Below are 12,824 nucleotides of genomic sequence, written 5' to 3'. Positions count from 1 at the left end.
ACCCCGTCCAGGCGGCGGGGTTTTCGGGATTGGCTCGCGATGACGAAGTCAGCTTAGCGCGCGCAATATTCCGAGGCCCCCGGATGGGGGCCTTTTTTCGAAACGATTGCGCACGACTTCGTGATCATGGGCGAATGATGCGGGGTATGCGCGGAACTGTCAACACACGCGGAGAGCGAAGCGCATTTTGACGAAAAAAAGCCGGACCCGAGGGCCCGGCTTAGGTATTGGCCACGTGAGGCCGACACAATCACCTTCCAAGAGGGATTACTGAACTCCCGCGCCACTGGAGGAGGGGGACAAATGCGCAACGCGAAGGCTCAGCGTGCAAACATTATGGGCTTGCCGAGTGCCTTGCAGCAACAGCCGAGGCCGCATGTCAGTCATGCGGAAATCAGGACGGCCAGCGTTGCGCCTTGCTCACCACGAAGTCACGGAACACCTGCACGCGCGCGACCGTCTTCAACTCCTCGGGATAGACGAAGTAGGTGTCGAGCTGGATCGAGTCCGACTCGCCGAACAGCTGCACGAGCTTGCTCTGCTCCTCGACCAGGTAATCGGGCAGGGCGGCGATGCCGAGGCCCTGCGCGCAGGCGCGCACGAGACCGAGGATGTTGTTGACCTTGAAGTAGGCTTCGCGCGGACCCGAGCCGTTGCGCCCGGCTTCGATCAGCCAGTTGCGGTTTTGCAGGTGCGGCGCGAAATTGCCGTCCGAGAGCGTGATGATGCGGTGGGAGTCGAGCTCCTCCAGCGTGCGCGGCGTGCCGAAGCGCTTGATGTATTCCGGCGAGCAATAGGCGTGGAAGCCCATCGCGAACAGCTTGCGCTGGATCAGATCCGGCTGCGTCGGCTTGCGGGTGCGGATCGCGACGTCAGCCTCGCGCATCGACAGATCGAGCTCCTCGTCGGTGACGATCAGCGAGATGCGGATCTCCGGATAGAGCGCGGTGAATTCGCCGAGCCGCGGGATCAGCCAGTTGATGCCGACGCCGGGCGTGGTGGTGATCTTGAGATCGCCGCTCGGCCGTTCGCGGCTGTCGGTCAGCTTGGCGCGCGCCGCCTGCAGCTGCATGAACACGTCATGCGCCGTGCGGAACAACAGGTCGCCCTGCTCGGTAAGGATCAGGCCGCGGGCGTGGCGGTGGAACAGCGAGACCGAGAGCTCCTGCTCCAGCGCCGAGACCTGGCGCGACACCGCTGATTGCGACAGGCCGAGCTGCTCGCCCGCATGCGTGAAGCTGCCCGCTTCCGCCGCGGCGTGAAACACCTTCAGCTTGTCCCAGTCCATATCCGTAAATCCGTCGCGTGTTCGGGGCATGATTCTATTCCGCTGCCGCGCGCTCGCTGGCGCGAAGGGCCAAGAAACGTTCGGCTTCGAGTGCGGCCATGCAGCCGAGGCCGGCGGCCGTCACGGCCTGGCGATAGGTTTCGTCGGCGACGTCGCCGGCGGCGAACAGGCCGGGCATCGAGGTCGCGGTCGAGTTCGGGGCGACCTCGATATAGCCGGAGGGTTTCAGCTTGACCTGATCCTTGACCAGCTCGGTCGCGGGCGCATGCCCGATGGCGATGAAGATGCCGTCGGCCTTGACGTCCGTGAGCGCGCCGGTCTTGACGTTCTTGAGCCGGACATGGGTGACCTTGTTGGGGTTCTCGGTGCCGCAGATCTCGTCGACCGCGGCGTCCCAGATCACCTTGATCTTCGGATGCTTGAACAGGCGCTCCTGCAGGATGCGCTCGGCCCGGAAATGATCGCGACGATGCACGATCGTGACCTGCGAGGCATGGTTGGTGAGGTACAGGGCTTCCTCGACTGCGGTGTTGCCGCCGCCGACCACGATCACCTCCTTGCCACGGTAGAAGAAGCCGTCGCAGGTGGCGCAGGCCGACACGCCGCCGCCCTGGAACTTGGCTTCCGACGGCAGCCCGAGCCAGCGCGCCTGCGCGCCGGTGGCCAGGATCACGGTCTCGGCGAGATAGACGTCGCCAGAGTCGCAGGTGAGGCGGAACGGCCGCTGCGCCGTCTCCAGCTTGGTCACCAGGTCGGAGACGATCTTGGTGCCGACATGGACCGCCTGCTTCTCCATCTGCTCCATCAGCCAAGGGCCCTGGATCACGTCGGCGAAGCCTGGATAGTTCTCGACGTCGGTCGTGATGGTGAGCTGGCCGCCGGGTTGGATGCCCTGGATCAGGATCGGCTCAAGCATCGCGCGCGCGGCGTAGATCGCGGCGGTGTAGCCAGCCGGGCCGGAGCCGATGATGACGACCTTTGCATGAACAGGAGCGGACATTTCGATGGACGCCTTTCACGGGGGATTTGCAGCGCGGGCGCGGAATGTGCCGGGAGGCCTAGCGGAGGCGCTGAAATATCAGAGCTAATCTAAGCAATCTGGCGAGCCATGCAAGAATTGCATTCCCTATCGGCGGATTTTTCCAACAGGGAACAAAAGTCGATTGCGCTGCACGCGCAATAAAATTGCGCCGGCGGTGCGGATTGGGCTATGAGGATTTCGACAAGTCCACCCAATACCGCCGCAAAGGCCAGGAGTTCCAATCACGTGTCGCGGAACCTAGACGAGATCGACCTGAAAATTCTCACCGAGATTCAGGCCGACGGTCGAATCACCAATGTCGAACTGGCCAAGCGCGTCGGCATCTCGCCGCCCCCCTGTCTGCGCCGCGTCCGGGCGCTCGAGGAGGAGGGTTACATCCACGGCTATCGCGGCCTCCTGGACGCACGCAAGCTGGGCTTCGACGTCACCGTTTTCGCCGCCGTGCACCTGTCCAGCCAGGCCGAAGCGGATTTGCGCGCGTTCGAGGAGTTCGTCCGCGCCGAGCCCCTGGTGCGGGAATGCTGGATGCTGTCCGGCGAGGTCGATTTCATCCTGAAATGCGTCGCACCCGACATGGCGACTTTCCAGGATTTCGTCACGCATCTGACGGCGGCACCGCATGTCCGCAACGTGCGCACGTCATTGGTGCTGCACAATTCGAAGTACGAGGCGGCCGTGCCGCTCGAGGTGAAGGGACGACGGTAGGGTCTTTTCCCTCTCCCCGTTCTTACGGGGAGAGGTGAAGACCAGTCCACGGTCCTCTCCGTCATTGCGAGCGGAGCGAAGCAATCCAGTGTCTTTCCGCAGAGGCAGTCTGGATTGCTTCGCTCCGCTCGCAATGACGTGTGGTGAGAACGTGTGTCCGCCACAACTCCAGCAACACGCCAAAAAGGCCGCGCACTGCGCGGCCTTTTCGAAACGTCAGCAGACGCAGCAGCAAGTCCTTACCGCCACTCCACCTTGGTAATCTCATACGCCTTGGCGCCGCCCGGCGTGTTGACCTCGACCGTGGCGCCCTTCTTCTTGCCGATCAATGCGCGTGCGAGCGGCGAGGTGATCGAGATCCGGCCCTTCTTGGCGTCCGCCTCGACCTCGCCGACGATCTGCCACACCGTCTTCTTCTCGGTGTCCTCATCGACCAGCGTCACGGTGGCGCCGAACTTGATGGTGTCGCCGGAGAGCTTGGAGATGTCGATGATGTCGGCGCGCGCGAGCTTGTCCTCAAGCTCGGCGATGCGACCCTCATTGTGCGACTGCTCTTCCTTCGCGGCATGATATTCCGCGTTCTCCGACAGGTCTCCGTGCGAGCGCGCCTCCGCGATATGCTCGATGATCCGCGGACGGTCCACGGACTGGCGCTGCTTCAATTCTTCCCCGAGCGCGACAAAGCCGGCCTGGGTCATCGGAACCTTTTCCATCGTCTCTCTCGTCCTTCGATCGTGCGCCCCAGAATGCGGATGGGCGCCGCAACCTTGATTCGTCAGTCCTCCAGAGCCCAAAGAGGGGCTGCCGGACCTTGACAGATATGGGCTTTAGCGCCGGAACAGAACTGCCACCTGGCCGGATCGGTTCCTCCGGCCATTGTGGCTTCATTGCCAATCACTTAGCGGAAGCTTCGCTGCCGCTAGCGATCAGGTTTCCGAAAAGTAGCTCTGCAGGGTACGAACCTCAAGGTCCCCACCCAAATAGGCGCGGATGCCCTGCGCGGCCGCCACGGCCCCGGAAAGAGTGGTGTAATATGGCACTTTATGCAAGAGGGCCGCGCGCCGCAGCGAGCGGCTGTCGGCCAGCGCCTGCGGGCCTTCGGTGGTGTTGAAGACGAGCTGGACGTCGCCATTGGTGATGGCATCGACGATGTGCGGCCGCCCTTCCAGCACCTTGTTCACCTTCTCGGTCGGGATGCCCTGGTCGGTCAGGAAGCGCGCCGTGCCCGAGGTCGCCAGCACCTTGAAGCCGAGCGAATGCAATTCGCGCACGGCATCCGCGATGCGCGTCTTGTCGCTTTCGCGCACCGAGACGAACACGGTGCCCTTGCGCGGCACCCGCGTGCCGCCGCCGAGCTGACTCTTGGCGAAGGCGACCGCAAACGAGCGGTCGATTCCCATGACCTCGCCGGTCGAGCGCATCTCGGGGCCGAGCACAGTGTCGACGCCGGGGAAGCGTGCGAACGGGAAGACCGATTCCTTGACGCCGACGTGCTTGAGCGCCGCCTTCTTCAGCTTGAAATCGGCAAGCTTCTCGCCGGCCATGATGCGCGCGGCGATCTTGGCGACCGGCGTCCCGACCACCTTGGCGACGAACGGCACGGTGCGCGAGGCGCGCGGATTGACCTCGAGCACGTAGATCTCGCCGTCCTTGATGGCGTATTGCACGTTCATCAGGCCAATGACGTCGAGGCCGAGCGCGAGCTCGCGGGTCTGCCGCTCCAGCTCCTCGATCATTTTCTCATCGAGCGAGTGCGGCGGCAGCGAGCAGGCGCTGTCGCCGGAATGGATGCCGGCTTCCTCGATGTGCTCCATGATGCCGACGATGAAGGTGTCCTTGCCGTCGCACAGGCAGTCGACGTCGATTTCCGTGGCGTCCGACAGATAGCGGTCGAACAGCAGCGGGTTCTTGCCGAGCACGGTGTTGATCTGCCCGGTCTTGTCGTTCGGATAGCGCGCCTTGACGTCGGCCGGCACCAGCTCCGGCAGCGTGCCGAGCAGATAATCATTGAGCTGGTTCTCCTCGCGGATGATCTGCATCGCGCGGCCGCCGAGCACGTAGGACGGGCGCACCACCAGCGGCAGGCCGAGATCGGCGGAGACGAGGCGGGCCTGCTCGACCGAATAGGCGATGCCGTTCTTCGGTTGCTTGAGGCGCAGCTTGTCGAGCACGCGCTTGAAGCGGTCGCGGTCCTCGGCGAGGTCGATGGCGTCGGGCGAGGTGCCGAGGATCGGCACTTCGGCGGCTTCCAGCGCGCGCGCCAGCTTCAGCGGCGTCTGGCCGCCGAACTGCACGATCACGCCGTGCAGCGTGCCGTTGCTGCGCTCCTTGGCGATGATCTCCAGCACGTCCTCGGCGGTGAGCGGCTCGAAATAGAGCCGGTCGGCTGTGTCGTAGTCGGTCGACACCGTCTCCGGATTGCAGTTGATCATGATGGATTCGTAGCCGGCGTCATGCAGCGCGAAGCAGGCGTGACAGCAGCAATAGTCGAACTCGATGCCCTGGCCGATGCGGTTGGGACCGCCGCCGAGAATGATGACCTTCTTCTTGTCGGACGGCGCGCTCTCGTCCGCGGGCAGGCCGGCGAACGGCGCCTCATAGGTCGAGTACATGTAGGCGGTCGGCGAGGCGAACTCGGCCGCGCAGGTGTCGATGCGCTTGTACACCGGGTGGACGCCGAGCGCGTGGCGCTTGGCCTTGACTTCGGCCTCCGTCGTCTCGGCCAGCACGGCGAGCCGCGCGTCGGAGAAGCCCATGGCCTTCAGCGTGCGCATGCCGAAAGCGTTGCCAGGCAGGCCGTTCTTCCTGACCTTCTCCTCCATCTCGACGATGCCGCGCATCTCGGCGAGGAACCACGGATCGATCTTGCAGGAGTTGAAGATGTCCTCGTTCGACCAGCCGAGCCGCATGGCCTGGGCGACCTGGAGGATGCGGTTCGGCGTCGGGGTGCCGAGCGCGGCGCGGATCGCGTTCTTGTCGTCGTCGCGGCCGAGGCCCTCGATCTCGATCTCGTCGAGGCCGGTCAATCCCGTCTCGAGCCCGCGCAGCGCCTTTTGCAGGCTTTCCTGGAAGGTGCGGCCGATCGCCATGACCTCGCCGACCGATTTCATCGAGGTGGTCAGCGTGGTCGAGGCGCCCGGGAATTTCTCGAAGGCAAAACGCGGCACCTTGGTGACGACGTAGTCGATGGTCGGCTCGAATGACGCCGGCGTGGCACCGCCGGTGATGTCATTGGCGATCTCGTCGAGCGTGTAGCCGACCGCGAGCTTGGCGGCGACCTTGGCGATCGGAAAACCGGTGGCTTTCGAGGCCAGCGCGGAGGAGCGCGACACGCGCGGATTCATCTCGATGACGACCATGCGGCCGTCTTCGGGATTGACGCCGAACTGAACGTTGGAGCCGCCGGTCTCGACCCCGATCTCGCGCAGCACCGCCAGCGAGGCGTCGCGCATGATCTGGTATTCCTTGTCGGTCAGCGTCAGCGCCGGCGCCACCGTGATGGAATCGCCGGTGTGCACGCCCATCGGATCGAGGTTCTCGATCGAGCAGACGATGATGCAATTGTCTTTCTTGTCGCGCACCACCTCCATCTCGTACTCTTTCCAGCCGAGCACGGACTCCTCGATCAGCACTTCGTTGGTGGGAGACGCGTCAAGGCCGCGCTCGATGATGTCGAGGAACTCTTCCTTGTTGTAGGCGATGCCGCCGCCGGTGCCACCCATCGTGAAGGAGGGGCGGATGATCGCGGGCAGGCCGATCTCGGACAGCGCCATCATGGCCTGGCCGAAGGCGTATTCCTGGTAGCGCTTGCGACGCTCGCTCTCGCCGAGCGTCCACTGCCGGTCGAGCTCTTCGAGCGCGGCGCCCGACAGCTTTGCGCGTTCGGCCTGGTACTTCTCGCGGAACGACTTCTTCAGCTCGGAGGCGTTGGCGAGCCGAGACTTCGGCGTCTCGAGCCCGATCTTGGTCATGGCCTCGCGGAAGAGCTGGCGGTCTTCCGCCTTGTCGATGGCATCGGCGGTGGCGCCGATCATCTCGACGTCGAACTTCTCCAGCGTGCCCTGGCGGCGCAGCGACAGCGCGCAGTTCAGCGCGGTCTGGCCGCCCATGGTCGGCAGCAGCGCGAAGCCGCCGGGAATGACGTGACGTTCCTTCTCGATGATCTTGGCAACGATCTCGGGCGTGATCGGCTCGATATAGGTCGCATCCGCCAATTCCGGGTCGGTCATGATGGTGGCCGGGTTGGAATTGACGAGGACGATGCGATAGCCCTCTTCCTTCAGCGTCTTCACCGCCTGCGTGCCCGAATAGTCGAACTCGCAGGCCTGGCCGATCACGATGGGACCGGCGCCGATGATCAGGATGGTCGAGATGTCGGTTCGTTTGGGCATCACCGCTCACGGGCTGGGATCTGGGCACAAAAAAAGGGCGCGCTTGCCGCGCGTCCCCATTTGGCGAGAGCGCGGGGTCTCCCTCGCGCGCGGGTGGGTCTTAAACCAGTTTTTGGAGCGGCGAAACCCCGAAAAACGCCCATCAACCGCCAATTTTCAGGGGTTTGACGGTGCGTTGCCGGCATCGTCGGGGCGGGCGGGCAGTCCGTCTCCGCTTCCGCTATGCTCCAGCTACGCCGGACACGCTTCGCCCCTTCGGGTCTTGCGTGGCTGCGCCACGCGTAGCCCGCAGGGGCGAAGCGTGGAGACCCGGCCTGGATTTGAACCAGGATGAAGAGCGATGCACCGCCCCCGCGTAGACATTTCCGCCACCGGGCCATCAGGATTATTCCCGATCGGCGTGCGCCAGGCCACCTCAGCTGATCGTTATGCTTAACGGACCAGAGGCGGCCTCGCAATGAAGGTCATGCGCCAGCGGTTGTGCCCGATATTGCTGTGGGCGCGCTGGACCGCGAAGCCCGCCGCCTTCAGCTTGGCCGTGATCTCGTCCTCGCTGTAGCGCTGCAGTCCGATCTTCGAGCGCAGCTGGCGATAATCCGACAGCGCGGTGCTGATCAGCCCGATCAGCGCGTCCTTCAGAAATCCGTGACGCAGGCCGAACCCGAGCAGCGCCATCACATCCCTGACCATGCCGACATTGGGCTGTAGAATGTCGCCCAGCACCAGCTTGCCGGAGGGTTTCAGGATGCGGCGGGTGTTCAATAGCGCCGCATCGAGTTCGTCCGGCGTCATGTATTGTGCGACCGAGTTCATCACGACGAGATCGATCGACTGATCCTGCATCTTGCGGACGTCCTCGAGCGAGCGGACGCGGATCTTGGTGTTTGGGGCAAACCGCGCGATCAGCCGGCCGCGCACGCCCGGCGCGGGCTCGGCCAGGATCAGCATGCCGCAGGCGGCCGCCACCTGGCTCGCCGACAGCGCTTCGCCGCAGGCATAGTCCAGCACCGTCGCATCGGGCGAGGGGATGTAGCCGATGATGTCCCGCGCAATGATCTGGAAGTGCAAGTTGCGATGCAGCTTGCTGACATAGATCGTATGCGTCGAGTCGTAATAATCGATCCAATCGTCCATTGGTATCCCGCCCAGGGGTTCCTATCTAGGAACCGCGCTGCCCACCTTGCGTTAGGGGTGCGGCGGCGCGCCGTCAATGTCCGCGTCCTAACAGGAAGGTCTCCCGTGAGCAAAACCAACAACAAGGTCTCGCCCGAACTCGATACCCCCACGGATCTGTCGCCCGACGGGGTCAAGAAAGTCTCTGAGGCGCTCAACGTGCTTCTGGCCGACGCGTTCGCGCTTTATCTGAAGACCAAGAATTTCCACTGGCACATCAGCGGGCGCCACTTCCGCGATTACCATCTGCTGCTCGACGAGCAGTCCGACCAGATCTTCGCCACCACCGACCAGCTCGCCGAGCGCGTCCGCAAGATCGGCGGCACCACGCTGAAGTCGATCGGCCAGGTCGCAAAGCTCCAGACCATCAAGGACAACAACGAGGACTACGTTCCGCCGCGCGAGATGCTGCGCGAGCTGATGCAGGACAACAAGCACGTCGCAGCCGCGATGCGCAAGGCGCACGACGTCTGCGACGAGGCCGGCGACGTTGCCAGCGCCAGCATTTTGGAGAACTTCATCGACGAGACCGAGCGCCGCACCTGGTTCCTGTTTGAAGCGACGAGGCAGGAGGGCGGCAACGAGGCGTAACGGGATGCGCAGGGTGGGTTAGCCTCGCAGAAGCGCGAAGCGCATCTGCAAGGCGTAACCCACCACTGTCTCTGTCCGCGGAAACAGAAGAGGTGGGTTACGCCTTTGGCTAACCCACCCTACTGCACCACGCGTGTGGCTACCGCCACAACCGCATCAGCGCGCCGTCCTTCCCCGTCACGGGATCAGCCGGCGGCAGCGCCACTTGCGGAATCGTCTTCAGCGCTTTCGCATGGTTCTCCGGCGTTGCGCGCGTGATCTCCATTTTTGCGCCTGGCGGATAGGCGCCGATCACGCAAAAATCATCGCTCGCCTTGATGCATTGATGTCCGGTGCCGGCGGGCAGGATCGCAACGTCGCCGGCCTTGATCTGAAGCTCCTGGCCGTGATCGCCGCCGAAACGCACGCGGGCGCTGCCGCGCGCGACGCCGAGCACCTCATGCACCGTCGCATGATAATGCAGATAATCGTAGACGCCGTTGCGCCACGTCCCGCCCCAGCCGTTCGCTTCGAACAGATTCTCGATGGTCTCTTCCGGGCGCTTTGGGTCGAGCTTCACCGCGCCCTGGTAGACCAGGAACGGAAGGATGTTGTTCGGCACGAGCCCGTCATCCTCGAAAACAACGGCGAGCGGCTCGGCCTTGTCGCGGACGACGGACATGGCTGTGCTCCTGCGCAAGAATAGCAGGGATCAACCAAACGCGTGCGGCGACGTTCCTCGTTCCACCGTCATTCCGGGGCGACGCGCAGCGTCGAGCTATGATGCGCAATTGCGCATCAGAGAATCCATGACACTGCAAAGTCTGTTGTCAGATGGATTCCGGGCTCGCGCTACGCGCGCCCCGGAATGACGAAAAGCCCGGGGCGAGCCCGGGCTTTTGTCGTGAAGTATCCGTGGAGAACGCGCCTTACGCCCTCTTCCTCTGCCGCATCAGGTCGGCGAAGCGCTGGAACAGGTAATGCGAGTCGCGCGGGCCGGGTGAGGCCTCGGGATGATATTGCACGGAGAATACCGGCTTGCCGTCGAGCTGGATGCCGCAGTTGGATCCATCAAACAAGGAAATGTGGGTCTGCGTCGCGCCCTTCGGCAGCGTCGTCTCGTCCACGGCAAAGCCGTGGTTCATCGAGGTGATCTCGACCTTGCCGGTGGTCTCGTCCTTCACCGGGTGATTGGCCCCGTGATGGCCCTGATGCATCTTCTTGGTCTTGGCGCCGACGGCAAGGCCCAGCATCTGGTGGCCAAGGCAGATGCCGAAGGTCGGCGTGCCCGACTTGATCACGTCGCGGATCACGGGCACGGCATATTTGCCGGTCGCGGCCGGATCGCCCGGACCGTTGGACAGGAACACGCCGTCCGGCTTCAACGCCAGGATGTCTTCGGCGGGGGTCGTCGCCGGCACCACCGTCACCTTGCAGCCGACACCGGCGAGCAGGCGCAGGATGTTGCGCTTGATGCCGTAGTCGATGGCGACGACGTTGAACTCGGGCTTGTCCTGGCGGCCGAAGCCCTTGTCCCAGGCCCAGGGCATCTCGTCCCAGGTGAAGCGCTGGCCGCTCGTCACCATCGGCACGAGGTCCATGCCCTCGAGGCCCGGCCATTCGCGCGCCTCTTCCTTGAGGCCGTGCAAATCGAACTCGCCAGACTTCGAGTGCGCGATCACGGCGTTCGGCATGCCCTTGGAGCGGATCAGCGCGGTCAGCGCGCGGGTGTCGATGCCGGAGAGGCCGATGATGCCGCGGGCCTTGAGCCAGGCATCGAGATGCTTGGTGGCGCGGTAGTTCGAGGGATTGGTGATCGCGGTGCGCAGGATCACGCCGCGCGCGCCGGGCGTCGCGGCCATGTTCACCGTCTCGATGTCGTCCTCATTGGTGCCGACATTGCCGATATGCGGGAAGGTGAAGGTGATGAGCTGGCCGGCATAGGAGGGATCGGTCAGGATCTCCTCATAGCCGGTCATTGCGGTGTTGAAGCAGACCTCGCCGACGGCGTGGCCCTCGGCGCCGAGACCAAAGCCCTCCAGCACCGTGCCGTCGGCAAGCACGAGGAGCGCGGTCGGTTTGTGGTCCGGCCAGGGGGGATCGTTGTCATGTTGTGTCATGAGCCCGCTTCATAAGCCCCCCGCGTGTGCACGTCAAAGCGAGAGAGGGCCGATTCACATGCGTTTTTGCATATTTGACAGGCCTCCTCCCACCCTTAAGCTCGGACGCACAATTTCCGGCAATTTCCTGGGCTTGCGAGGCAATAATGGACCAGACCACCCCCATTGTGCTGGTTCCGGGGCTGGCGTCCTCGGCCCGGATCTATGCGCCCGTGATCCCTGCGCTCTGGCGTTTCGGGCCGGTGACGGTCGCCAACCACATCCGCGACGACAGCATGGTTGCGATCGCCCGCCGCATCCTCGCCGAGGCGCCGCCGCGCTTCGCCCTCGCCGGCCATTCCATGGGTGGCTACATCGCCTTCGAGATCATGCGCCAGGCCAGCGAGCGCGTGACAAAACTCGCGCTGATCAACACGCAGGCGCGGCCCGACTCGCCGGAGGCCACCGCGCGCCGCCGCGCTCAGATGGAGCGCGCCAGACGCGGCGAGCTGCGCGCCGTGCGCGAGGAGAGTTTTCCGGAGCTCGTGCATCCGTCGCGGCGCGACGATGCCGAGATTCTCAGGCTCGTGCATGCGCAGGACGAGGACGTCGGCGTCGAAGGCTATCTGCGGCAGCAGACCGCGATCATCGCACGGGTGGATTCGCGCTCCTTGCTGGCGACGATCACATGCCCGACGCTGGTGCTGACGGGCGATGCCGACAACACCATCCCCAACGCCTTCTCCAAGGAGATGGCCGAAGGCATCGCCGGCGCCAGGCTCGTGATTCTCGATCGCTGCGGGCACCTGCCGCAAGCCGAACAGCCGGAGGCGACGGTTCAGGCGCTGACCGAATGGCTGGGGAGCTAGGTTGTGCGACGGCCGCAAAGGGCCTAGATCAGGCGTTTATATCGAAGGGATCACGATCATGCTGCGCGACGACATCAACAATGCGGTCAAGGAGGCCATGAAGGCCAAGGACGAGCGCAAGCTGTCCACGCTGCGCATGGTCAACTCGACCATCAAGAACGCCGACATCGACGCGCGCGGCAGCGGCAAGCCGCCGCTGTCGGACGCCGACATCCTGGCAGTGCTGCAGAAGATGATCAAGCAGCGTCAGGAGGCGGTCGAGCTCTACGACAAGGGCGGCCGCGCCGAGCTTGCCGCGCAGGAGCGCGAGGAGATCGCGGTGATCTCGGCGTATCTGCCGAAGCAGATGTCCGATGACGACGTGAAGAAGGCGATCGCGGATGCGATTGCCGAGACCGGCGCTGCCGGCATGAAGGACATGGGCAAGGTGATCGCCGTGCTGCGCGCGAAATACGCGGGCCAGATGGATTTTGGCAAGGCGTCTGGTCTCGTGAAGGCAGCGCTGTCGGGCTAGCTTCTTCCCCTCTCCCCTTGTGGGAGAGGGTGGCTCGCCGCGTAGCGGCGAGACGGGTGAGGGGTCTTTCTCCGCGAGCGATCCTCTCCCAGTAGTTCACGCGGATAGAGACCCCTCATCCGGCGCTTCGCGCCACCTTCTCCCACAAGGGGAGAAGGGGCACCTTTGATGCC

The 12,824-nt window shown here is 64.1% G+C and carries 11 protein-coding genes; 4 read left to right on the top strand and 7 right to left on the bottom strand.

Annotated features, from left to right (window positions below; genetic code table 11):
• Window positions 1–394: 394 nt before the first annotated feature.
• Both I6F09_RS23885 and trxB read right to left on the bottom strand, forming a co-directional pair.
• Window positions 395–1,318 (bottom strand): LysR family transcriptional regulator, encoded by a 924-nt coding sequence (locus tag I6F09_RS23885; protein ID WP_025032176.1) that lies wholly within the window; start codon window positions 1,316–1,318, stop codon window positions 395–397.
• A 4-nt stretch (window positions 1,319–1,322) separates the two neighbouring features.
• Complete coding sequence (gene trxB / locus I6F09_RS23880) at window positions 1,323–2,288, bottom strand: thioredoxin-disulfide reductase (protein ID WP_128264079.1); 966 nt, start codon at window positions 2,286–2,288, stop codon at window positions 1,323–1,325.
• Window positions 2,289–2,555: 267 nt separating this feature from the next.
• On the opposite strand from trxB, the gene I6F09_RS23875 reads away from it, so the two are divergent.
• Window positions 2,556–3,035 carry an Lrp/AsnC family transcriptional regulator gene (locus I6F09_RS23875; RefSeq protein ID WP_008135853.1) on the top strand — a complete coding sequence of 160 codons (480 nt, stop codon included), beginning with the start codon at window positions 2,556–2,558 and terminating at the stop codon, window positions 3,033–3,035.
• 239 nt (window positions 3,036–3,274) lie between these two features.
• Here the strand turns inward: I6F09_RS23875 and greA are convergent, their stop codons facing one another.
• The 3 genes from greA to I6F09_RS23860 all read right to left on the bottom strand — a co-directional run bounded on the left by greA (window position 3,275) and on the right by I6F09_RS23860 (window position 8,560).
• Window positions 3,275–3,748 (bottom strand): transcription elongation factor GreA, encoded by a 474-nt coding sequence (greA, locus tag I6F09_RS23870; RefSeq protein WP_036009537.1) that lies wholly within the window; start codon window positions 3,746–3,748, stop codon window positions 3,275–3,277.
• 213 nt (window positions 3,749–3,961) lie between these two features.
• Window positions 3,962–7,426: a carbamoyl-phosphate synthase large subunit gene (gene carB, locus I6F09_RS23865; RefSeq protein ID WP_225158094.1), complete on the bottom strand. Its 3,465-nt coding sequence runs from the start codon at window positions 7,424–7,426 to the stop codon at window positions 3,962–3,964.
• Window positions 7,427–7,858: 432 nt separating this feature from the next.
• Complete coding sequence (locus tag I6F09_RS23860; protein ID WP_225189176.1) at window positions 7,859–8,560, bottom strand: class I SAM-dependent methyltransferase; 702 nt, start codon at window positions 8,558–8,560, stop codon at window positions 7,859–7,861.
• A 105-nt stretch (window positions 8,561–8,665) separates the two neighbouring features.
• On the opposite strand from I6F09_RS23860, the gene I6F09_RS23855 reads away from it, so the two are divergent.
• Window positions 8,666–9,190 carry a DNA starvation/stationary phase protection protein gene (locus tag I6F09_RS23855; protein ID WP_036009542.1) on the top strand — a complete coding sequence of 175 codons (525 nt, stop codon included), beginning with the start codon at window positions 8,666–8,668 and terminating at the stop codon, window positions 9,188–9,190.
• 139 nt (window positions 9,191–9,329) lie between these two features.
• Here I6F09_RS23855 and I6F09_RS23850 read toward each other — a convergent pair whose 3' ends face one another.
• On the bottom strand, window positions 9,330–9,851 hold the full coding sequence (locus I6F09_RS23850) for a cupin domain-containing protein (RefSeq protein WP_225189175.1): 522 nt from the start codon (window positions 9,849–9,851) through the stop codon (window positions 9,330–9,332).
• A 247-nt stretch (window positions 9,852–10,098) separates the two neighbouring features.
• Window positions 10,099–11,289, bottom strand: coding sequence for a glutamine-hydrolyzing carbamoyl-phosphate synthase small subunit (gene carA / locus I6F09_RS23845; RefSeq protein ID WP_225189174.1), 1,191 nt, complete (start codon window positions 11,287–11,289; stop codon window positions 10,099–10,101).
• Window positions 11,290–11,435: 146 nt separating this feature from the next.
• Between carA and I6F09_RS23840 the strand changes: the two genes are divergently transcribed.
• Both I6F09_RS23840 and I6F09_RS23835 read left to right on the top strand, forming a co-directional pair.
• Window positions 11,436–12,137 (top strand): alpha/beta hydrolase, encoded by a 702-nt coding sequence (locus I6F09_RS23840; RefSeq protein WP_225114075.1) that lies wholly within the window; start codon window positions 11,436–11,438, stop codon window positions 12,135–12,137.
• A 58-nt stretch (window positions 12,138–12,195) separates the two neighbouring features.
• Window positions 12,196–12,651 (top strand): GatB/YqeY domain-containing protein, encoded by a 456-nt coding sequence (locus I6F09_RS23835; RefSeq protein ID WP_036009550.1) that lies wholly within the window; start codon window positions 12,196–12,198, stop codon window positions 12,649–12,651.
• Window positions 12,652–12,824 lie beyond the last annotated feature (173 nt).

The sequence above is a fragment of the Bradyrhizobium sp. IC3195 genome (assembly GCF_020193585.1).
In the GTDB taxonomy this organism is placed as follows: Bacteria; Pseudomonadota; Alphaproteobacteria; order Rhizobiales; family Xanthobacteraceae; genus Bradyrhizobium; species Bradyrhizobium yuanmingense.
The sequence above is the reverse complement of the archived record's forward strand: the minus strand, read 5'-3'. Positions and strand labels throughout refer to the sequence as shown.

Excerpts from the sequence above, each read along its gene's own strand:
- I6F09_RS23885 (WP_025032176.1), bottom strand. The coding sequence starts at position 1,318 with ATGCCCCGAACACGCGACGGATTTACGGATATGGACTGGGACAAGCTG.
- trxB (WP_128264079.1), bottom strand. The coding sequence starts at position 2,288 with ATGTCCGCTCCTGTTCATGCAAAGGTCGTCATCATCGGCTCCGGCCCG.
- greA (WP_036009537.1), bottom strand. The coding sequence starts at position 3,748 with ATGGAAAAGGTTCCGATGACCCAGGCCGGCTTTGTCGCGCTCGGGGAA.
- carB (WP_225158094.1), bottom strand. The coding sequence starts at position 7,426 with ATGCCCAAACGAACCGACATCTCGACCATCCTGATCATCGGCGCCGGT.
- I6F09_RS23860 (WP_225189176.1), bottom strand. The coding sequence starts at position 8,560 with ATGGACGATTGGATCGATTATTACGACTCGACGCATACGATCTATGTC.
- I6F09_RS23850 (WP_225189175.1), bottom strand. The coding sequence starts at position 9,851 with ATGTCCGTCGTCCGCGACAAGGCCGAGCCGCTCGCCGTTGTTTTCGAG.
- carA (WP_225189174.1), bottom strand. The coding sequence starts at position 11,289 with ATGACACAACATGACAACGATCCCCCCTGGCCGGACCACAAACCGACC.
- I6F09_RS23840 (WP_225114075.1), top strand. The coding sequence starts at position 11,436 with ATGGACCAGACCACCCCCATTGTGCTGGTTCCGGGGCTGGCGTCCTCG.
- I6F09_RS23835 (WP_036009550.1), top strand. The coding sequence starts at position 12,196 with ATGCTGCGCGACGACATCAACAATGCGGTCAAGGAGGCCATGAAGGCC.